This is a genomic window from Borrelia tillae (assembly GCF_055693965.1).
This window is the reverse complement of the sequence record NZ_CM146346.1, coordinates 503,910-524,391: the sequence shown is the minus strand read 5'-3', so window position 1 is coordinate 524,391 and position 20,482 is coordinate 503,910. Positions and strand designations below refer to the sequence as shown.

The window sequence follows — 20,482 nt, the reverse complement described above, 5'->3', positions numbered from 1 at the left end:
CCCTTAATCATCACTTTTGCTACTAATCCCAAGTTCTAAAATAAGTTCAACCTCTCCAACAGATAATTTAGTAGCCCTTGAAATTTCTACAGCACTCCAACCTTGTCTCATAAGCTTAATTACAGAATCTCTGACCGCTTCATTATTAAGCCCGACATTATCTTTATACTTAGATTCGGTTTTTACGAGAATCCCAAGAGTCTTAATTCTCTCTTCTGCAGCAACATTTAAATTTTCTAGTCGAGTCTCAGATTTTGCAACCTTTTCCCTTACGTTTTTAATATATGTCAGCTTACTTTCAACATCTCCTAGCATTTCTTTAAGAGTTTGAACACTATTTAAAACTTCTAGTGATAAATCTTTGTTTACAAGTAATTCTGACATAATACCTTTCAATTCACTAAGATCTTGATGAAATCCAGAGCTCTCTTTAAATAAAAGATTCATTTTACCTTCTATCTCATTTATTAAATCAAAATTTCTATCAACAGATTCTAATGTAGATTTTAGGATACTATCCTTATTACTCATTCTATCATAATTTGCAAGGATGGTATTCTGCTCTTCTTTGATCTCCTTAAGCTTAGCTTTGTAAATTTGAATTTCATCATAAGACTCTGTAAATTTTTTATACCTTTCTTTAAAGGAAGCATGAAATTCAAGAAATTGATCAAGCTCTGCTTTAATCCCTTTAACATCCATCTGTTGCATCTTCAAATCATTAAATACCTCAATAATATTTGATGATTTAACTTTAATATCTCCAATTTCTCTAGTAATGCCTTCAAAGTCACCTTTATATCCTTGTATAATATCTATTTCACTAACTAAAGTCTCTTGCAACCCTTCTAATTTATCTTTAAAGGAATAAACTTCTGTTATAAGATCATTATTCCTCTCAAGCTCAACTTCAAGTCTCCTGAAATTTTCAAGCTTAGTACTCATGGTAAGATAGCGCTTGTCAAGTTCTTCTCTCAAGCCCTCCTTAAAGATAATTAAATTATCTTTAATTTCATCTATGAAATGATTAAGATCACTATCATAGCTTACAAGCTTCGATTTAAGCTGTAATATATTTTCATCAATACCTTTAATCATTAAATTATATTTATCTTTAAATTCAGATTCTATGCTGCTAACCTGAATTTTTAAAGTATCCTTTAAAACTCTTATTTCTTCTTCTGAATAATTTAAACCATTCTTAATTTTATTTTCAAACGCAACATATTCCTTTTGCATAGAGTTGGAAAAAGAATCATAATTTTTTCTAATTGTGCCCTCAATATCAGTCCTATATACATTAACCTTCTCAGCAAGCTTTAAAACATCATCCTGAATTAACTTTACTTGAGATTCAAAATCATCTTTGTCATTTGAAAATCTATTTAAAATACCTTGCTTCTCTTTCTCAAGCCTAGAAATCATCATAGTAAATTCATGTTCTAATTTTTCTCCAGACTCAATGACTTTATCTTCAATATCTTTCTGTTGACTTAAAAACTTAATTTCAACCTGTGTTGCAAGCTCTTCCAAATGAGAATTTATCTTCTCATTTACAGACTTAATCTTCAAATCCATGGAATTTTCAATATTTAAAACCTTATTCTGCACCTCATCTGAAATATTTTTTAAACTAAGGTAAGAATTATTTTCAAATTCCTTAATATCTTCATGCACATGATCAAAAATTGCTCTTGCTCTTTGATTAACACTATCTTTAATAACTTTCAAATCGCTCTCAACAACAGAAATACCATTCGCAATTTCATTTAGATTCCTCTGAGCAACTTCAGTTCTCGCTTCAAGTTCCCTGTAAGTATTTTCCTGCCAATTTGTCATATCATCTTGAACTTTTAAAAGCCAAGAATCAACATTATTTTGACGACTATCGACAAACTTAATAAATTCATCTATTTTATTGGAAACATTAGTTTCCATTAAAACGATCTTATCCTCTGTATCTTGTTTTCTGGTATCAAACTCTTTATTAAATTCCAAATAAAGATTTTCTTTATTAATCATCAATTCCCGTTCAATTTCAATCTTAAAATTCTTCATAAGGATTTCTTTTTCTTCCAAACTCTTGATTATCTCTTTCTCTAAATTCTCAATTCTTTGATCTGAAGACATCACAAAATTTTTCAAAGAACTTTTCAAATTATCACCCCTTTTCTTCAAATCTTGAAAAAAATCTTCTTCAAGAAGCTCGAGACGAGATGATACATTATGATACGAATCCTCTTTAAGCTTTAGTACATCACCCTCAATATTACTCAAAGTTAACTTAAGTTCACTAAGATTTTGAAGCTGCTCCTTAATCCCCTTATCCATATTCTCGCTTGAACGAGCAAGCTCCACTTCTAGCTCAGCAATATATGAATCCAACCTATTTTTCATAGTAACATGCATATCAGAATATTTGCTATCAAGCTCAGTATACTTACTTGAAATCAACTTATCAATTAAATTAGTCTTATCATCTATTGTCTTCTCTACAATCAGATATTTCTCATCATACTTGTCTGTAAGCTCAGTATACTTACTTGAAATCAACTTATCAATTAAATTAGTCTTATCGTCTATTGTCTTCTCTACAATCAGATATTTCTCATCATACTTGTCCGTAAGCTCAGTATACTTACTTGAAATCAACTTATCAATTAAATTAGTCTTATCATCTATTGTCTTCTCTACAATCAGATATTTCTCATCACACTTCGCCATAAGCTCAATATATCTGCTCTCAAAAATCTTATCTAACTCATACTGATATTCATTAATTTTTTCCTTTAAATCTTGTTCGATAATGTCGATACTATTTCCAATTGACTTAAGAGCAGATATTTTATCATTAAGCTCTTGATCATACTTTTCAATCTCTTCATCAATTGCAACAGTAACCTTTTGAATATAAGTATTAAATTGCTCTTTCATCTCTTTTTCAACACCAGACTTAATGGTATCAAATTGATCATGCATTTTATTACTACCTTCTTGTATTCTATTTCTTAAATCCTCCTCAAGTCTCAAAATTTCTTTTGAACGCTCCTCAATTAATTCAAAATTACGATCCATTTCAGAAATTTTTATTCTCAAATGTTCATCATTATCTGTAAGTATCTTATAGATCTCATCCCTAATCTTTGAAATAGCATCTTCACTCTCAATAAAAAATGTTGAATATCTTTCTTCAAAATTATTTTCAATAATCTTGAATCTTTCTTTATAAAGCTCATTTAAAAAATCAGATTTGTCTTCTATGTTATTCTTAAGTTCATTAACCACCTCTATAAACTGTTCTCTCAACTTAAGAATATCACTATTGATGGTTTTCTTGTAATCAACTGCCTCTTCCCATCTAATTTTATATTGCTGTTCAATTTCTCTCAGTAACTCACTTATTCTTAGTTCTTCTTTTTCTATTATGTCTTTAATTCTAACCTCAAAATTTTCAACTTGGTACTTCGATACATCAAAAGATGACTTAAAGTTTTCCAAACTTTCACCCATATTTTTGCTAAAAATATCTATCTTATCTATTAGTCTTCTATTTACACTTTCAATTTCATATCCTATTTCATCTTCCAATTTGCTTGCAAGGGTCTCTGAATATCCTCTAGAGTCAGATATTACCTTATTATATTTTTCATTAATTTCTCTATTCACATCATTAAATCTTGAATTAAGAGAATCAATGGTAATATCAATACTTGCTTGAAATGAAGCAATATCTGTTCTTTTATCCTTAAGCAAACTATCAACTTCCTTAACAAATTCTTCTGACTCTTCTAAAACTGTAGCAAATTTTTTAGATAAATTTTCCTCAAGATCTTTAGTATCCGCGTCAAAATGACTCATAATGTTTTTCAGAAGTTCATCCGCATATATATTTCCTTGATTCCTAAATTCATCTATCCTTTCAAGATAATAATTCTCAAGTCCCTCAAAAGTAACCTTGAGATCCTTGATCTTCAAAGTCATCTCAGAATCAAGCGTATTGATATCAACCTTTCCTGAGGATATTATATTTTCAATGTTAATTGATATTTCACTTAATTTACCTTGCCAATCATTAAGCTTATTATCGATTTCATTATTAAGCACATCTCTTTTACTTAAAATATCTTCTGATATCCTATTTAAAAAATCATCTATCTGCATCTGATTATCTAGCTTAATTTCAGAAACTTTCTGTGATCTGGTGTCAATAAATACATCAAGTTCTAATCTAAGATTATTTAAAATATCTTCACATTCAAGCCTGAAATCTTTAAGTTTATAATCGAGTTCTTCTATCTTGCCTTTAACTAAATCTTCTTTATTGGAAAAATCTTCATTAAGTCCATTAAGCATCATGATAATCTTGTCATGAATCATTTCGGCCTGATTGTCAATAAATTCTCTAACCCCTGATAAAACCTCTTCACTATTTTTATATGACACATCTCTTAATTCTTTATATTTACTCAATATTGAACTTTCAAAATCTTCACTCTTTGATGTCACATATTCAAGTCTCTCATTAACATCCTTTTCAAAGGATTCAATCTTTGAAGAAGCTGATAAAAGCAATTCTTCGCTTGCAATTTTAATATCAAGAAAAGATTTGTTTAAAACAATAAGCTCATCTTTCCAATTAGTATGCATATCAATTGATTTCTTTTGAATATGTTCTGAAAGCTCATTAAAAACATTATCACTAAGTTCTCTGCCCCGAGTCCTTTGACCTTCAATCAAATTTAAAAATTCTTCATTGATTCTATCTAAATGAGATCTAATATTTTCTAAATTCAAATCTACTTCTCTTTGTAAAGCTTCATGTTGCAATTTACTATCTTCTATTTGCTTAAAGCATTTATCTATATCCCCGCCACAATTATTTTTCAAATTAGATACTTCATTATTGATTTCAGTACTTATATTACTGAACTTGGTTTCAAAATCTCTTCTTAACCCTTCAAAATCCTGTGCCAATAAGTTGTTTAAAGAAGTTATTCCTTCCTTTATCTTTTTACTAGTAATTTCAAAACTTTGATAATCATGATCTGATTTCTCAGATATCTCACTAAATTTTTCATCACATTTAACGACAAAATTATAAATATCTTTCTCAAACCTATCTGCAATATTCTTATACTTGCTCTCCAGCTGCGTCTCTAATGCACTACTTTTTAAATTTAAAGCTTCTAAGAGAGTCTCGTACTTTAAGCTAATGCCATTATCTAAGCATGAATAATCATTCATAAACCTATCATTCATTTCTTTAAGCCCTAAAGACAAACTACCATCTAACTTAGAAATTTTGTCTTGAATATCTTTATTGATATTTGCAAGCCTCAATTCTAATTCATTGCCAATATTATTCATTCTTGAAAACACATTTTCATTGAAATTATTAATATCACCCCTCACTCTCTCTTTAAATTCAAAATAAATCTTATTAGAATCATCTTCAAGATCATCAAGTAATGTCTTAACATCAACTTGTACACTCTCTATTTTAGAATTGGCATCCTTTAGACTAACCTCTATTCTCTCTCTTATGTCCTTATCAAACTGATTTATCTTATTGTCATACTCCCTATAAATATCACCAACATTAGATTCAATCTGAATCCTAAATTGCCCCAAAATATCTGCAAATTGCTCTTCATATTGTCTCATTTCTTGTCTTATAGTTTCTTCAAGAGAATTCAGCCTAGAGTAGGTATCATCCTTAAAAACAGAACCTAAAGTAGCAATTTCATTGTCTATTAATACTAACTTACCTTCAAGCTTGTCCTTTATTTGATTAGACCGTTTATCAACATACATAAATACTTCATCAAATTTTATCTTAAGTTCTTCATTCAATTTAGTTAAAATAAAATCTTCTTTATCATTAATTTTAGTTTTAACTTGTTCCAAAATAAGCTCAAGAGAATTTTCTATTGATTTATATTTAGTTTCATACACATTAAAAGAATCCTCAATGGAATTATTATAACTATCTATACTAGATTCAATTTTTAATATAAACTCTCTAAACTCATTCTCGAGTCTTTCATTGCCCTTACCTAAAACTTCTTGCTTCCTCTCCTCAATCATTATCAATGATTCTTGATAAGATGTAAGATCTTTATCTAAATTATCCATTCTCACACTAAAATTTTTAATAGTGTTATCAAATTTATCCCAACTCTCAATCTTGATAGCCTCAAGATTTTCTTTATTTGTATTATTAAATTTCTCAAAAACTGTATTTAATCTGGAATCAATAGAGTCGATCTGAGAATTAAAATTCTTTAAGGTTCTTGAAAGTTTATCTACGATCTTTCCATCTACTTGAAGTCTCTGTATATTATCTTGAACTTTAAGAGCCATATCATCTAACTCTTTAAGCATAGAATTATGATAAGCAATTTTCTTCTCAACTTCTGCAAAATCATTGCTCTTATTTTTAATCTTTTGCTGAACTTCATCGATTTTCTTTATGATCTCTATACTAGAGCGTTGATACGCTTCCATATCAACAGCAAGATTATTCATCTCTTTAGTTTTCTCATCAATAAAATCTTCAAGATTACCCTTAGCAATGTCAACAAATTTTTTAATCTTATCTAAAGCCCTTGAACGCCTATCATACTGTCTATAAAAAAATAAAATCACAACAACTAATAAAAGATTAACCAAAATGGTTATAACATCTATCATAAAATATTTTACCCATGCTCTTATATATTTAAAAGTATATATCTTTGCAAGTCTCTATAATCACTAAAGATGAAGTCACACTCCATATTATCTTTAATCAACCGTTTCTTAGAAAAATAAGCAGTCTTCATGCACACACTTCTGGCACCTACAATATCATACTCATAAGAATTACCAACATATAAAATGTGCTCACTGGATATACCTAACTCATCCATAATCCTAAAAAAAGCCATTTTGTTTGGTTTTAAATAACCAGTCTCCTCTGACGAATAAAGAATATCCCAAAAATTATCACCAATGTTGAGCAAATTACTTACGCGAGCAGCAATTGGAAAATCTGACATAACTCCTAATTTTATTCCCTTCGATTTAAGAAAATAAATCAAATCATGAACGCCAACATACGGTTTGAAATTCCTGAATTTATTACTAAAAGATTCACTATAATATATTTTATTTAATAAAAACTCACACCTATCATTACTACACTTTAGATAGTTAGCAAGCATTTTAACTTGCATAGACATTAATTCAGATCTATTAGAAGGGGTATTTTTGCCATTTTGCAAAAGTCTTACTTCCCTTCTTACCTTTTTAAAAGTTAAAAAAAATTTAATATGCTTTAAAAATTCAGGCAACATTCCTAAATTCATACTAATTTCAGGATAAAGAGTCCCATCAAGATCAAATACTACAGCCTGTATCATAACGTCTAGTTATTTATCCTTTTTGGTATCGGTATCGGAACTATAGACATATTCTTTGGAATCTTGGTTCTAACCAAATGCACATATGAATTTGGATATCTATCCTTAAGCGATTTAATTGAAGCTTCGTTATTAATTTCCATTAAAGATACTCTAAAAATTGATTCTTTGTCAATAAATGGAAATAGCACAATAACATGCCTGTGAAAAATCTTTCCTGGAAACTCATCAATTGTTGTACTAACAGAGCCAAAATATATATGACCAGGCTCCTTTACAGCTAAATAATACAAAATAAACTCTAAATTATCAATCTCATATCCACGATTTTCAATATATTGAAAAAAATTAACGTTATTTACATCCAAATCCTTAATCTTAGACAGATCTAAATCAGAATCAACATTTTTAAGTTTATAAGCAATATTACGAGTCCAATCAAGTCCAAAGAATGGATCCCTACTAAACTCATAGTATCCAGTAAAACTATTACCTCTAACTCCAATATGCCTAATTTTAAGATCATTTATTCTCAAAAGCTTACCTGTCATTGCCTTGTAAATTGAATCTGCTATCCATTTGCCAAATCCAGAACAATTAAATCCTGCAGGCTCTCGTTGAGGCTTACCCGTATTAATATATACCATTTCACCTAGTTCATTCATTGCCCCATCATGTACTTCAACCATAAAAGGATAAAGCTTGAAAAATGATTCTAGATTATCAACAAAATTAGAAACATTATTATAGGTATCATAATACTTAGGCATAAAAAGTCCTAAATCAATAAAATCGCTAATATATCTAGCTATTTCTACAAAGGAGCCAGTAGCAATATCGCTAATTTTAAACGGCAAGTTAATATTGCTATAAATTAAAGTATTGACCAAATAAAAATCAGCACTACAATTAACACTACCTGCTTTGATTCTAATAAAAGTATCTGCCCTATTTAAAAGAAATATTTTTATCTGCTCAATGCCATATCTCCCCACTTTAATTACATAAGAACCTGGTAAAATATAAGAAACATTATCCTTTCTATTAAAAAAAGAATAATAAGTGCAATCCCCTAATTTTGAACTTGATACTTCAACATAAACCTTATCTGCAATATAATATTTTTTAGGTTTTATATTGAAAGTAGTACTATCTGAGCTGAAATATTTTGCATAATTGGACCTGACACTAAAATCATAAACAAAATTTTCAAATGCAAAGAGATTTAGATTAACAACTATCAAAAATAAAAATATATATCTCACTTTAAGTCTCTTGTCTTGTCCCTAAGTTCTATTAAAATTGGAATATTATAATAGCCAATTTTACGAATATTATTTACTAAATAATTATAATAAGAATTTGGAAAATTAGTTATCTTATTCGCAAATAAAATAAATTTAACAGGATTAACACTAATCTGAGTTAAATATTTCACTTTATGTGAAATATTTAAATGATAGTCCTTAATCCATAAATCTAACATCTTATTCAAATCAGAAGTATTTATCTTAAGATCAAGTTGCTTCTTTAACTTAATGGCCTCTTTAAAAAGATTATCTAATCCTACTTCCTTATGAACAGATATTCTTAATATAGGGGCAAAATTTAAAATTGGGAAAAAAAACCTAACACGTTCCTTTAAAGCATCAAAATAACCATTCTTTGACTTTACAAGATCCCACTTGGTAAACACCATAATAATTCCTTTGCCTCGTTTAGTTGCATAATGAGCTATTTTTTTATCTTGAGTCGTTAAATCTTCTTTAAGATCAATTAACAGAAGAACAATATCTACCATATCAATGACTCTTAAAGACCTGCTGACAGAATAATGCTCAATAGATTCATTTACTCTTGATTTGCGTCTTATTCCAGCCGTATCAATAATCTCAAATGTCTTGCCATTTCTTTGCAATTTTGCTTTAATAAAATCCCTAGTGGTTCCCGCCACAGGAGATACAATTGAAACTTCATATCCGGCCAAAAAATTAATAAGAGTAGATTTGCCCGAATTTGGCTTTCCTATAATACCAATTTTAACATCAATATTATTATCATCACTACTTAAACTACCCACTACACTTTTCAAAAAAGTTCTTAAGCTATTAATTCCCTTTCCATGAATTGCACTAATCAAAAAATTCTCTCTAAAACCCAATTTTTGGAATTCATAAGTTAAAGCTTCCTTATGATGACTATCTACCTTATTTAACACCAAAACTATCTTATCTCTATATTTTCTTAGCCTTTCAATAAGTTCATAATCTTCTGACAACATTTCATTTACGTCTAGAACAAGTAAAATCAAGTCAACACTATCAAGTAAACTTATAACTTTATTAACCACAGCCTTGCTAAGTTCATCCTTTAAAAGAGTAAATCCACCAGCATCAATCAAATAAAATTTATGAGAATCTACAGTGCAAACTTCTCTTACCAAATCCCTAGTAACACCATAAACCTTATCAGTAATACTCCTATTAAAACTTAAAAGTTTATTAAATAAAGTAGATTTTCCAACATTTGGTCTGCCAGCAATAAGGACACTTTTATAATTTTGAACTCTAGTAGAACTATCCAAAGTTAACCCGCCTCTTTCTTATACGTAGGTATTTTTATTATAATATCTTATATTATCAAATATTATACCTTTATGCCAATTATAAATGGATGTTCAATTGATAAGAAAGAAAAAGAATAGCAGACGAAAGAAAAGTAATTTTACTCAAACAGACATATTCTTAATATTATTTGCAAGTATGCTAACAACATTGTGTTTATTACTAACAATTAAAAATTCATTAATTAGAGATATATTCACTGAACAAATTGATAACAATCATAATTTTGAATTTATCGAATCAAAATCTAAGAAATCGACGCAAAATTAGATCATACAGAAAGTGAAACTATTAAAATGTTTAATAATGAAAATTATTTAATCAAACCACCTGAAATACAAAAAATTGAAGAAGAATTTAAATATCAAGGACAAAAATACTTAAAAAACCAAAAAGAAGTTAAGCTATATTTTATTAAAGTTACCTCTGAGGGACATTTTTTCAAACAAGGAACCAAAAGAATTATTCATTATGATCAAAATATCCTTGAAGAAACATTAAAAGCATTAATTAAAGGTCCAAATGAATATGAACTTAAAAATAATTTTTTAAGTTTAATTCCTATCAATACCAAGATACTAAATTTAAGCATAAATGATGGAATTGCTCATATAAATTTATCCAAAGAGTTTTATGAAAATAGCTTTGGAGTCGAAGGAATAATTCATCAGGTAAAACAAATTATTTCAACATGCCTTGAAATCCAAGGTATTAACGGAATCACCTTAAAAATTGAAAATAGCCCAATAATATTTGAAGATTTAAATCTCAACTTTTCAGGAATTTTAAATAATAAAAAAATTTCAAAATATTAAAAATTCATATCCCTAAGAAATACAAGAGATTGATTAAGACTTATATCATTATCTTTAACAACTAAAAACATAAATTCTTGATTCCCTTTCCGCCCCTTAGTTGTAAGCTTTAATATATTCTTCACTTGAAGATCATTATTATAAAATATTCTAATTACTCTATCCAATATCTCATTTAAATATCTATTTTTAACTATACCATTAAAATCTTTTATATCTAAATTTAATCCCTTAAGCTCAAATTGAGGTTTAACAAGAGCAATAATAAGCTTATCAGTAAGACTGCCCATTAATTCCACACATATATTTATTACAGATCTAAAAGAAACATCAATAACGGCTAAATTAGGTTGTATGTCAAATTGTTTGATATCAAAAATATTAGTCTTTTCAAAAACCCTAACCCTTGGATCAACCCTTAGTTTATAAGACAATTGATTAAATCCAACATCAACTGCATAAACCAACCTAGCACCTTCTTGCAAAAGACAATCTGTAAAGCCACCTGTTGAAGCTCCAACATCAATGCAAATCTTATCTCTAACTATAATCTTAAATGCTTCTAAAGATTCAAGAAGCTTGCTTCCGCCTCTTGAAACAAATTGTCTAGACTGATTTTCTACTAAGTGTATTTTGCTATTCTTCAGTAACAAAACTTTAGGATTTCGTTCTCTATGAGAATTAACATACACTCTTCCAGTCAAAATTAAAATTCTTAACTCTTCTCTTGTAAATTTAGGATAATTCTTACAAAGCACATTTAATAAACTATTTCTGTATTCTTTCAATTTTTAAAGCACGTCCTGTCTTTAAATGAGAAGTAATAACAACTCCTTGTATAATTACACCTTCTTCAACAGTTTCCGTTCGCAAAGCTACATATTCAAGCAAACCTTTAAGAGAAATTTCAGGATTAAAGCCTATAACAGAATTTAAACTACCAGTCATCCCAAGGTCACTAATATAAGCAGTTCCTTTATCTAAAATTCTCTCATCTTGAGTCATTACATGCGTATGCGTACCAACAACTCCAGTAACCAAACCATCTAAAAAATATCCAAAACTTTCCTTTTCATAATTACTCTCAGCATGAAAATCAACAAAAATAGTTTTAGCCTTATTTTTAATCATATTCACAACTTTTTTTATATTTTCAAAAGGATTTTTAACAATGAAAGTCATTCCTAAAAATCCTTGAACATTTACAACAGCAACCTTTTCACTTTTAACATTTAAAATGCAATATCCGTGCCCTTCAAGTAAATCTGAAAAGTTATTTGGTCTTAAAACATATTCCTGCTTATCCAAATATTCCCTTATGCTATGATCAGCATAAACATGATTACCTGTGGTAATAACATTTACACCTGCCTTAAAAAGGTTTTCTGCTATCTCTGGAGTAATGCCAAATCCACCTGCAGAATTCTCTCCATTAACAATTGTTAAATCTATGTTGTACTTCTCCTGAAGACTCTTAAGATTAAAAAAAATCTTTTTAAGTCCCCCATCACCTACAATATCTCCAATAATTAAAGATCGAATAACATCTTTATCTTGCATACTCGATAACTCTAGTCTCACGAATAATAGTAACTTTTATTTTACCAGGATACCTCATCTCAATCTCTATTTTCTTTGCAATATCTCTTGCAAGCATAGTAGCTTTATCATCATTAACTAATAAATTGTCAACAATAATCCTAACCTCACGCCCTGCTTGGATTGCATAACATTTTTGCACACCCTCAAAACCATACGCAATCTCTTCAAGCCTCTTAAGTCTGCTTATATAATTGTTTAAACTCTCACGTCTTGCACCAGGTCGAGATGCAGAAATAGCATCGGCAATTTGAACAACAATAGCCTCTAAACTCTCAGGCTTTATCTCATTATGATGTGCAGCAATAGCATTAACGACAATATCACTCTCACCACAACTCTGAGCAAGTTCAGCACCTGTAATAGCATGCCCCTCACTATTCTCAGAAATACTCTCCATACCTTTTCCGATGTCATGTAAAACACATGCCCTTTTGACAACAATAGGATCCAATTTCATTTCTTTAGCTAAAATTTCTCCTATTATCGCTGTTTCTTTTGAGTGACTTAAAACATTCTGACCATAACTACTTCTAAAGTAAAGTCTTCCAAGTCCCTTAATGAGTCTTTTATCAAATCCATGTATATTTAAATCAAATACTGCCTTCTCACCTTCTTCAAGAATAATATTATTAATTTCATTAGTAACACTATAAACAATTTCTTCAATTCTTGCGGGATGAATTCTCCCATCTGCAACAAGTCTCTCAAGAGTTCTCTTAGCTATCTCTTTTCTTACGGGATCAAAACAAGATATAACGACAGCCTCAGGGGTATCATCAATAATAATATCTGCACCTATTAAAGTTTCAAGAACCCTAATATTACGCCCTTCTTTACCGATGATTCTACCTTTCATTTCATCATTAGGTAGTTCAACAGAAGTAACTGTAAACTCAGAACTAACTTCTGTCACTATACGTTGCATAGTAGAGACCAAAATCTCTTTTGCGACCTTATCTGCTAAAAGTTGAGCTTCCTGTTCACTTTTATTGATAATAATTTGAGCATCTCTTTTAACGTCATTTTCAATCTTCTCAATTACAATCTTTCTTGCTTCTTCTTTTGTCAAACCTGCAATATTTTCTAACTTTTTAACAAGAGATAATTCCTTATCGCGTATTACCCTTTCCTTTTGTTCACATTCTTTAAGTTTAAATTCAATTCTGCCTTGCTGCTTATCAAGAGACGCTACCCTTTTGTCTAAAGTCTCTTCTCGTTGCAATAATCTTCTTTCTAAATTAAAAACCTCATTTTTTCTCTCTCTTATGTCCCTATCTTGCTGGTTCTTCTCTTTAAGCATTTGTGCTTTTGCATGTGAAATAACTCGTTTTCTTTCATTTTCTATCTCTAAGAATGACTCTTCCTGTATCTTCTTTAATTTTTTATCTAAATTTAATAAAGAAAATCTACCTAAAATAATTCTTATCACAAAACCTAAGATAATACCCAGGATACCAGCAAGAATAGAAGAAAAAGTAATATATTCCATATAACTTACCCCCCTATTCCACCAAACCAATTAAATATTACTTTAAAAGAAAATATCTAATTGTGTAAGACTACTACTTTTCTTCTAAGGTTTTATCAACTAGTTCAAGAATTGCCATCTCAGCTGCATCCCCATACCTTTGTCCTAGCTTAATCACCCTAGTATAACCACCCTTTCTCTCTCTAAAGATAGGGGAAATTTTAGTAAATAATTTATTAAGGATATATTTATCATGTATAAATTTTGACACTTCTCTCCTATTATGCACACTATCAACCTTAGCTCTGGTAATTAACTTCTCAGCAAACCTTTTAGCTTCATTTAATTTTGCTTTAGTAGAAGTTATTCTTTCATGTCTAAAAAGAGAAATTATCATATTTCTCAAAAGAGCCTTCCTATGACTTGCCTTTCTATCTAATCTATTAAATCCTACCTTCGTTTTCATATAAAAATGATCTCCTTTTTAACGAGATATTTTATCGCTCTTACTTAATATTTTTAAAGCTTCTGTCTTAGACATGCCTAAAAACAATCCATAAGCATTAAGCTTTTCAACTATTTCTTCTAAACTTTTTCTGCCAAAATTTCTAGCCTTTGAAAGTTCCTCTGCGGTCTTACTAATAAGCTCTCCTAAAGTCTTCACATTTTCCTTAGTTAAACAATTAAGAGACCGAACAGATAAATTTAATTTTTCAATACTCATACTCAGTATATCAGAATCTCTAAATTCAAAATCATCAACAGAATGTACAACTTTATCTTCGAAATTAACCAATGGAAGTAAAAACTCCCTTACAGTAGATGCTGCCTTTTTAATTGCATCTTTAGCACTAATGACACCCGTTGTCCAAATCTCTATAACAAGTTTATCATAATCAGATCTCTGTCCAACTCTAGTATCTTCAACAGAATATGTCACCTTCTCTATTGGGGAAAATATAGAATCAAGCGCAATAGTGTTAACTTCTTCTAAATACTTAGCATTCTGTTCAGAGGAAACATATCCTCTCCCATAATCAATTTGAAACTCAAAATCTAAATTTGCATCACTTGAAAGTGTCGCAATAACTAAATCTTTATTACAAACTTCAATTCCCTCTCTCTCAAGATGGGATGCTTTTAAAACATTAGTCTCTCTCCCATTAACAGAAAGATTGATCGTCATACTGTTAACTCCTTCATCCAACTTTAAATGAACATTTTTAATGTTAGCAATTACTTCAAGAGTATCCTCTACAACCCCAGGTATTAAATCAAATTCGCTTGAAACAATCTTTAAAGATCCACCTTGATTAGACTGAATTCTCATAGCAGAAATAGCATATCCCTCAACAGAAGATAACAAAACTCGCCTTAATGTATTACCAACAGTAACACCAAAGCCTTTCTCAAAAGGATATATTATAAACTTTCCATAAGAGCCATCATCCTCTCCTCTTAAAAACTCAATCCTGTCAGGTATAGTAAAATCTTTTAAAAGTTTTCCTAAAGACATCAATAGCTCCTCTAACTAAACTCGTCTAGTTTTCTTAGGTCTACACCCATTGTGTGGTATTGGAGTAACATCTGAGATTGATTTGACAATTATGCCTGCTGAACCAACTGCTGTATAGCAGATTCTCTACCAATTCCTGGCCCTTTGACAAAAACATGAACATAATTAATGCCAAAATCTTTAACCTTACCTAAAGCCGCTTCCGCAGTTATCTGAGCAGCATAAGGAGTAGATTTTTTAGCACCCTTAAAGCCCATCCCACCTGCACTCGCCCAAGCCAAAGCATTTCCTCTTATGTCTGACACAGTTACAATTGTGTTATTAAAAGTAGCCTGTATATAAACATTACCCTCACCAATACTCCGCTTTATCTTTTTTTTATTAGTTGACACTTTTGCACTCAAACTTCTCCCTCCTCCATAAATAAAACAACTTTATTTAGCAGCTATCTTTTTATTAGCCACAGTTTTTCTCTTGCCCTTCCTAGTTCTTGCATTAGTTTTAGTTCTCTGACCCCTTAAAGGCAAACCTTTCCTATGTCTAAGACCCCTATAACATGCAATATCCATAAGTCTCTTAATAGACATAGCTAGCTCACTTCTAAGTTTTCCTTCAACAACATAATCACTCTCAATTATCTTTCTAAGCTTATTAACTTCATCATTATCTAAATCTTTAGCTCTTTTGTCTGGCAAAATACCTGTCTTCTTGCAAATCTCTAAAGCTCTAGCCCTTCCTATGCCATAAATAGATGTAAGAGCTATCTGAAGTTGTTTGTTATTCGGCAAATCTATTCCTGCTATTCTAGCCATTCTCTCCCCTTATCTTTGTCTTTGCTTGTGTTTAAAATTATCACAAATAATTCTTAAAACACCTTTTCTCTTTATTACCTTACATTTCTCACAAATCGGCTTTACACTTACCCTAACTTTCATAAATTACTCCTAAATTTTCTGCAAAAAAGCATATTTCTTACCAGTCCTACGAGACAATCCTTGAGTCTTTAAATATGCATCAATCTGAATTAACGTATCAAGAGCTACGCCTACCATAATAAGTAATGAGGAACTACCCATGATCCTTGAGACATCATAAGGAAATCTAAAGATATTTTGCACTAAAAATGGAATAATTGCAATAATAGACAAAAAGATAGACCCTGAAAATAATGTCCTATTCATGATCTTATCCAAATAACCTTCCATCTCGTCTGCCTTTATACCTGGAATGGTTCCCCCGTTTTTGCGAATATTATTACTTATATCTTTAGGACTCAATTGTATTTTTGAATAAAAATATGTAAACCCTATAATTAAAACTACATTTAATATAGTATAATAAAGTCCGTTAGGCCTTAAATAAGATAAAATTTGTCGTGAGATAACAGAAGTTTCAGAAAATCCATTCAAAATTTGCAAAGGTAAAGTAATAAGCACAGATGCAAAAATAACAGGCAAAACACCTGACGGATTAAGCTTGATTGGCAAGTATGAACTAACTGTACTACGTGAGTTTACTCTAGCATAATGAATAGCAATACGTCTTTGGGCTTTATATTCATATATAATTAATATTACAACTAAAAGGAAAATACTTAGTACTAATATCACAAAGACAGGATTAATATTTTGAGATGGGTCTCGCATGCTCTGAAACAAATTAAATAAAGCTGCCTGAAGTCTAACCACTATCCCTGAAAAAATTATCAAAGATACACCATTCCCAATTCCTCTCTGATTAATCTGTTCGCCAAGCCATAAAAGGACAAAAGTACCTGTTGTAACCGTTAAAATAGCAATAAAAATATATCTATAAAAAGGTATATTAAGTGCTCCTGGAATACTTTTGGCATAAACACTAGTAGCATATCCTTGAGCTATTGCTGCAACAATAGTTAAATATTTTGTGTATTTTTTTACTTTTTTCCTTCCATTGTCCTCTTCTTGCATCTTTTTAAGAGCAGGAAAAGAATAAACAAGGAGCTGAATAATAATTGATGCTGAAATATAAGGACCTATACTAAGCATAAATATGGAAAAATTGCTAAAAGCACCACCTGAAAAAAAATCAAAATAATTGGTAATGGAAAAATCTGACTGGGACTTAAAGTGACTTCTAAGAGCTACAGGATCTATTCCTGGTATTGGTAAGTAGAATCCCACTCTAAAAATAAAAAGAATAAACAAAGTAAATAAAAACTTAACTCTTAAGTCTTTAAGTGTCAACAAATTAAAAAATAAACCTCTCATTCTACTACCATCTAAATCAATTTAATATTACAACCAATCTTTGTTGCGCATTCCTCAGCAGGCTTTGACATACGAGAAACTTCAAAATTCACCTTTTTAGTGAGTTTGCCATTAGCCAAAATCTTAATATTTTTTTTATCCTTACCTATAAGCCCTTTTTGCAACAAAGAATCATAATTTACGAGATCCCCATCCTCAAACTTTCTATCTATATCTTCAAGGCCTACAATCTCATATCTAACCTTATAGTCATGATTGGAAAAACCTCTTCTTGGAAGCCTCCTATAAAGAGGAGTTTGCCCCCCTTCAAAGCCAACCCTTGGCGAACTATTTCTAGCCTTTTGTCCTTTTTGCCCTCGACCAGAAGTCTTGCCAAGCCCAGAGCCTGGGCCCCTACCAACAATTTTTCGAGACTTATTAGCCCCTAAAGGTTTCCTTAACTTAATCATTCTTTACCTCACTTAATAACACCATGCTAATTACACTGTTAAGCATCCCTTGAATAGATTTATTTAAGGTATGAACCCTTTTATCTCCTATTCTCTTTAATCCCAAAGCCTTCAACGTCTTAACCTTACTGTCTAATTTTCCAATAAGACTCCTCCGAAGCTCAACTTCAACCTCGCTATCTCTTCTACCAAGAATTTCCCTATTGTTTTCCATTCTTTTAATAAAAGCTTTATTTTTAATTCTGGCTCTTGAAGCTTTAAACCGAATCTTCTTAAGTTGAAGTCGCAATTTTCTCTTAATCATAAACTAACCCCATAAAGTCCTTAAAGTTTTACCTCTTATCTGTGCTACTTTCCTAGCATCTAAAACCAGATCAAATGCTTTAAAAGTCGCTTTTACTACATTCATAGAATTATTTGAACCAAGAGATTTACTCAAAATATCATGCACTCCTAATGCTTCCATGACAGCACGAACAGGACCACCTGCAATAATGCCAGTACCTTGAGTTGCTGGCTTAATTAAAACCTTGGCTTTCTTAAAATCCCCAATAACCATATGAGGAAGAGTCCCTTTTCTAATAGGAATCAATCTTAAGTTTTTCCTAGCATTAGTCAAACTTTTCTTGATTGCATCACTAGCATCATTAGCCTTGCCAAAACCCCAACCAACTTGACCCTCGCCATCACCAACAACCATAAAAGCAGAAAAAGAAAACCTTCTTCCACCCTTTACAACTTTAGTAACTCTATTGAGCGATATTAATTTCTCTATTTGCTTTTTATGAACTTGAGATTCCACTATAATTCCCCCCCTAAACATCAATACCGGCTTCACGCAAAGAAGTTGCAAAACTTGCAATAAGACCGTGATATTTATAACCATTTCTATCAAAAACAAGTCTACTTATTTTCTTATCCTTCAGTCTCTCTGCAAGTACCTCACCAAGTTTCTTTACATCATCAATATTCTTATTCAATTTAAGATCTCTCTCAATGGTAGAAACACTGGCAAGAGTATGACCTGCCATATCATCAATGACTTGAGCATAAAAATATTTATTGGACTTAAAAATTGTAATTCTAGGCCTATCTGCAACGCCAAACCCAATTCTAGCCCTTATCCTTTTTTTACGCTTTATATTTCTTTTTTCAGCTTCTTTTATTCTTTTCATAAATATTTGCACCTAAAACTTATTTTTTTACCCCTGATTTTCCTATCTTTCGTCTAATTATTTCACTGTCATATTTAATTCCTTTACCCTTATATGGTTCTGGAGCCTTCAAACTTCTAATTTCAGCAGCTACTTGTCCAACTCTACACTTATCTATACCCTCAACAGAAATTTTGGTATTACCATCAAGTTTAATATTGATCCCTTCAGGAATTACATACTCAAATTGAGTTGAATATCCCAAGTTGAAAAAAAGACTATTGCCTTGTTGCTCAACCCTATACCCTATACCATTGATAGTAAGAGATTTTGAAAATCCATCAGATACTCCCTTAACCATATTAAAAATTAAACTCCTATAAAGTCCATGAAAAGCTCTTGTTCGTTTGTCGTCAAAGGAACGTTCAACGATAATACTGCTATCCTGAACTTTAACATTAATGCTACTATTAATTTTTTGGCTTAATTTACCCTTCTTTCCTTCAACTGTTACTACGTTGTCATTAATGTCAACTTTAACAGAGTCAATTATCTTTATAGGAAGTTTACCAATACGTGACATATTTACCTACCCCCTTAAACTTTACCAAACTGAGCAAATTAGCTCGCCGCCTACTTTGTTTTCCTTGGCTTGTTTACCAGTAATAACACCTTTAGAAGAAGATACTATTAATATGCCATATCCATTTTTTATCCTTGGCATATTCTTATATGAAGAATAAACTTTTCTACCAGGAGTTGAAATAGCATCTATTCTATTTATAGCCGGATTCCTCTTGCTATCATAATGTAGTATTGCCCTAATAAAAGAAATTCCTTTCTTGTCAAAGATATTATAATTTCTAATATATCCTTCTTCTTTGAGAATACTTAAGATAGACTTATTTATTTTAGACATCTTTAAGTCTACAAATTCATGCTTAACCCTACTTGCATTTCTTATCTTAGTTAACATATCTCCTACTGAATGCGTAACAGCCATAAATTCTCCTTACCAGCTTGATTTTGAGACACCAGGAATCAATCCTGTAGATGCATAACTCCTAAAGCATATACGACACATGCCAAAATCTCTCATATATCCCTTTGGACGCCCACACAACTTACATCTATTTTTCTGTCTTGTTTTATATTTTGGCTTTCGTAAGGCCTTAACTATCATTGACTTTTTAGCCATAAAT

Annotated in this window: 21 protein-coding genes and 1 pseudogene; 2 read left to right on the top strand and 20 right to left on the bottom strand. The window is 30.6% G+C overall.

The genetic code is table 11. The features are described from left to right. Positions 1-3: 3 nt before the first annotated feature. The 4 genes from ACWUD1_RS02610 to der are packed head-to-tail and all read right to left on the bottom strand — an operon-like array spanning position 4 to position 9,987. Positions 4-6,693: a SpiroCoCo family coiled-coil protein gene (locus ACWUD1_RS02610; protein ID WP_472756298.1), complete on the bottom strand. Its 6,690-nt coding sequence runs from the start codon at positions 6,691-6,693 to the stop codon at positions 4-6. A 20-nt stretch (positions 6,694-6,713) separates the two neighbouring features. After that, a complete protein-coding gene (locus ACWUD1_RS02605) occupies positions 6,714-7,403 on the bottom strand; it encodes an HAD family hydrolase (protein ID WP_472756297.1) in 690 nt (229 codons plus the stop codon). A 5-nt stretch (positions 7,404-7,408) separates the two neighbouring features. Then, a complete protein-coding gene (locus tag ACWUD1_RS02600) occupies positions 7,409-8,668 on the bottom strand; it encodes a hypothetical protein (RefSeq protein WP_472756296.1) in 1,260 nt (419 codons plus the stop codon). Beyond that, on the bottom strand, positions 8,665-9,987 hold the full coding sequence (gene der / locus ACWUD1_RS02595; protein ID WP_472756295.1) for a ribosome biogenesis GTPase Der: 1,323 nt from the start codon (positions 9,985-9,987) through the stop codon (positions 8,665-8,667). Before der ends, ACWUD1_RS02600 begins: the two co-directional genes overlap by 4 nt. Before the next feature lie 97 nt (positions 9,988-10,084). On the opposite strand from der, the gene ACWUD1_RS02590 reads away from it, so the two are divergent. Together ACWUD1_RS02590 and ACWUD1_RS02585 are read left to right on the top strand one after the other, a co-directional pair. Continuing rightward, positions 10,085-10,297 carry a hypothetical protein gene (locus ACWUD1_RS02590; RefSeq protein ID WP_472756294.1) on the top strand — a complete coding sequence of 71 codons (213 nt, stop codon included), beginning with the start codon at positions 10,085-10,087 and terminating at the stop codon, positions 10,295-10,297. Between the two features lie 26 nt (positions 10,298-10,323). Continuing rightward, a complete protein-coding gene (locus ACWUD1_RS02585) occupies positions 10,324-10,842 on the top strand; it encodes a GerMN domain-containing protein (RefSeq protein ID WP_472756293.1) in 519 nt (172 codons plus the stop codon). On the opposite strand, the gene ACWUD1_RS02580 is transcribed toward ACWUD1_RS02585, so the two are convergent. The 16 genes and pseudogenes from ACWUD1_RS02580 to ACWUD1_RS02505 form a co-directional block, all read right to left on the bottom strand. Beyond that, positions 10,839-11,630 carry a TlyA family RNA methyltransferase gene (locus ACWUD1_RS02580; protein ID WP_472756292.1) on the bottom strand — a complete coding sequence of 264 codons (792 nt, stop codon included), beginning with the start codon at positions 11,628-11,630 and terminating at the stop codon, positions 10,839-10,841. The genes ACWUD1_RS02585 and ACWUD1_RS02580 overlap by 4 nt on opposite strands. Further along, the gene (locus tag ACWUD1_RS02575; protein ID WP_472756291.1) at positions 11,611-12,402 is read right to left on the bottom strand and encodes a TIGR00282 family metallophosphoesterase; all 792 of its coding nucleotides are present in this window, start codon (positions 12,400-12,402) and stop codon (positions 11,611-11,613) included. Before ACWUD1_RS02575 ends, ACWUD1_RS02580 begins: the two co-directional genes overlap by 20 nt. Further along, positions 12,392-13,933 (bottom strand): ribonuclease Y, encoded by a 1,542-nt coding sequence (rny, locus tag ACWUD1_RS02570; protein WP_472756290.1) that lies wholly within the window; start codon positions 13,931-13,933, stop codon positions 12,392-12,394. Before rny ends, ACWUD1_RS02575 begins: the two co-directional genes overlap by 11 nt. A 73-nt stretch (positions 13,934-14,006) precedes the next feature. Continuing rightward, positions 14,007-14,378, bottom strand: a complete 372-nt coding sequence (gene rplQ, locus ACWUD1_RS02565) for a 50S ribosomal protein L17 (RefSeq protein WP_472756289.1) — start codon at positions 14,376-14,378, stop codon at positions 14,007-14,009. 18 nt (positions 14,379-14,396) lie between these two features. Continuing rightward, the gene (locus tag ACWUD1_RS02560) at positions 14,397-15,428 is read right to left on the bottom strand and encodes a DNA-directed RNA polymerase subunit alpha (RefSeq protein ID WP_472756288.1); all 1,032 of its coding nucleotides are present in this window, start codon (positions 15,426-15,428) and stop codon (positions 14,397-14,399) included. A gap of 15 nt (positions 15,429-15,443) precedes the next feature. Then, positions 15,444-15,832, bottom strand: a pseudogene (rpsK, locus tag ACWUD1_RS02555) (30S ribosomal protein S11). Positions 15,833-15,862: 30 nt separating this feature from the next. Continuing rightward, the gene (gene rpsM, locus ACWUD1_RS02550) at positions 15,863-16,240 is read right to left on the bottom strand and encodes a 30S ribosomal protein S13 (protein ID WP_472756287.1); all 378 of its coding nucleotides are present in this window, start codon (positions 16,238-16,240) and stop codon (positions 15,863-15,865) included. Between the two features lie 9 nt (positions 16,241-16,249). Beyond that, entirely contained in the window at positions 16,250-16,363 is a 114-nt protein-coding gene (gene rpmJ / locus ACWUD1_RS02545) for a 50S ribosomal protein L36 (protein WP_472756286.1), read from the bottom strand. A 9-nt stretch (positions 16,364-16,372) separates the two neighbouring features. Beyond that, complete coding sequence (gene secY, locus ACWUD1_RS02540) at positions 16,373-17,677, bottom strand: preprotein translocase subunit SecY (protein ID WP_472756285.1); 1,305 nt, start codon at positions 17,675-17,677, stop codon at positions 16,373-16,375. 11 nt (positions 17,678-17,688) lie between these two features. Then, complete coding sequence (rplO, locus tag ACWUD1_RS02535) at positions 17,689-18,126, bottom strand: 50S ribosomal protein L15 (RefSeq protein ID WP_472756284.1); 438 nt, start codon at positions 18,124-18,126, stop codon at positions 17,689-17,691. Continuing rightward, the gene (gene rpmD, locus ACWUD1_RS02530) at positions 18,119-18,430 is read right to left on the bottom strand and encodes a 50S ribosomal protein L30 (RefSeq protein WP_472756283.1); all 312 of its coding nucleotides are present in this window, start codon (positions 18,428-18,430) and stop codon (positions 18,119-18,121) included. The genes rplO and rpmD overlap by 8 nt, the downstream gene beginning before the upstream one ends. 3 nt (positions 18,431-18,433) lie before the next feature. Continuing rightward, positions 18,434-18,949 (bottom strand): 30S ribosomal protein S5, encoded by a 516-nt coding sequence (rpsE, locus tag ACWUD1_RS02525; RefSeq protein WP_472756916.1) that lies wholly within the window; start codon positions 18,947-18,949, stop codon positions 18,434-18,436. Beyond that, the gene (gene rplR, locus ACWUD1_RS02520) at positions 18,942-19,301 is read right to left on the bottom strand and encodes a 50S ribosomal protein L18 (protein ID WP_472756282.1); all 360 of its coding nucleotides are present in this window, start codon (positions 19,299-19,301) and stop codon (positions 18,942-18,944) included. Before rplR ends, rpsE begins: the two co-directional genes overlap by 8 nt. A gap of 19 nt (positions 19,302-19,320) precedes the next feature. Beyond that, on the bottom strand, positions 19,321-19,863 hold the full coding sequence (gene rplF, locus ACWUD1_RS02515) for a 50S ribosomal protein L6 (RefSeq protein ID WP_472756281.1): 543 nt from the start codon (positions 19,861-19,863) through the stop codon (positions 19,321-19,323). Between the two features lie 21 nt (positions 19,864-19,884). After that, entirely contained in the window at positions 19,885-20,283 is a 399-nt protein-coding gene (rpsH, locus tag ACWUD1_RS02510; RefSeq protein ID WP_472756280.1) for a 30S ribosomal protein S8, read from the bottom strand. A gap of 9 nt (positions 20,284-20,292) precedes the next feature. Then, positions 20,293-20,478: a type Z 30S ribosomal protein S14 gene (locus ACWUD1_RS02505; RefSeq protein WP_472756279.1), complete on the bottom strand. Its 186-nt coding sequence runs from the start codon at positions 20,476-20,478 to the stop codon at positions 20,293-20,295. Positions 20,479-20,482 lie beyond the last annotated feature (4 nt).

Bases quoted from the DNA above. Each gene is read 5' to 3' on its own strand.
- ACWUD1_RS02610 (WP_472756298.1), bottom strand. From the start codon at position 6,693: ATGATAGATGTTATAACCATTTTGGTTAATCTTTTATTAGTTGTTGTG.
- ACWUD1_RS02605 (WP_472756297.1), bottom strand. From the start codon at position 7,403: ATGATACAGGCTGTAGTATTTGATCTTGATGGGACTCTTTATCCTGAA.
- ACWUD1_RS02585 (WP_472756293.1), top strand. From the start codon at position 10,324: ATGTTTAATAATGAAAATTATTTAATCAAACCACCTGAAATACAAAAA.
- ACWUD1_RS02575 (WP_472756291.1), bottom strand. From the start codon at position 12,402: ATGCAAGATAAAGATGTTATTCGATCTTTAATTATTGGAGATATTGTA.
- rny (WP_472756290.1), bottom strand. From the start codon at position 13,933: ATGGAATATATTACTTTTTCTTCTATTCTTGCTGGTATCCTGGGTATT.
- rplQ (WP_472756289.1), bottom strand. From the start codon at position 14,378: ATGAAAACGAAGGTAGGATTTAATAGATTAGATAGAAAGGCAAGTCAT.
- ACWUD1_RS02560 (WP_472756288.1), bottom strand. From the start codon at position 15,428: ATGTCTTTAGGAAAACTTTTAAAAGATTTTACTATACCTGACAGGATT.
- rpsM (WP_472756287.1), bottom strand. From the start codon at position 16,240: ATGGCTAGAATAGCAGGAATAGATTTGCCGAATAACAAACAACTTCAG.
- rpmJ (WP_472756286.1), bottom strand. From the start codon at position 16,363: ATGAAAGTTAGGGTAAGTGTAAAGCCGATTTGTGAGAAATGTAAGGTA.
- secY (WP_472756285.1), bottom strand. From the start codon at position 17,677: ATGAGAGGTTTATTTTTTAATTTGTTGACACTTAAAGACTTAAGAGTT.
- rplO (WP_472756284.1), bottom strand. From the start codon at position 18,126: ATGATTAAGTTAAGGAAACCTTTAGGGGCTAATAAGTCTCGAAAAATT.
- rpmD (WP_472756283.1), bottom strand. From the start codon at position 18,430: ATGATTAAGAGAAAATTGCGACTTCAACTTAAGAAGATTCGGTTTAAA.
- rpsE (WP_472756916.1), bottom strand. From the start codon at position 18,949: ATGTTTAGGGGGGGAATTATAGTGGAATCTCAAGTTCATAAAAAGCAA.
- rplR (WP_472756282.1), bottom strand. From the start codon at position 19,301: ATGAAAAGAATAAAAGAAGCTGAAAAAAGAAATATAAAGCGTAAAAAA.
- rplF (WP_472756281.1), bottom strand. From the start codon at position 19,863: ATGTCACGTATTGGTAAACTTCCTATAAAGATAATTGACTCTGTTAAA.
- rpsH (WP_472756280.1), bottom strand. From the start codon at position 20,283: ATGGCTGTTACGCATTCAGTAGGAGATATGTTAACTAAGATAAGAAAT.
- ACWUD1_RS02505 (WP_472756279.1), bottom strand. From the start codon at position 20,478: ATGGCTAAAAAGTCAATGATAGTTAAGGCCTTACGAAAGCCAAAATAT.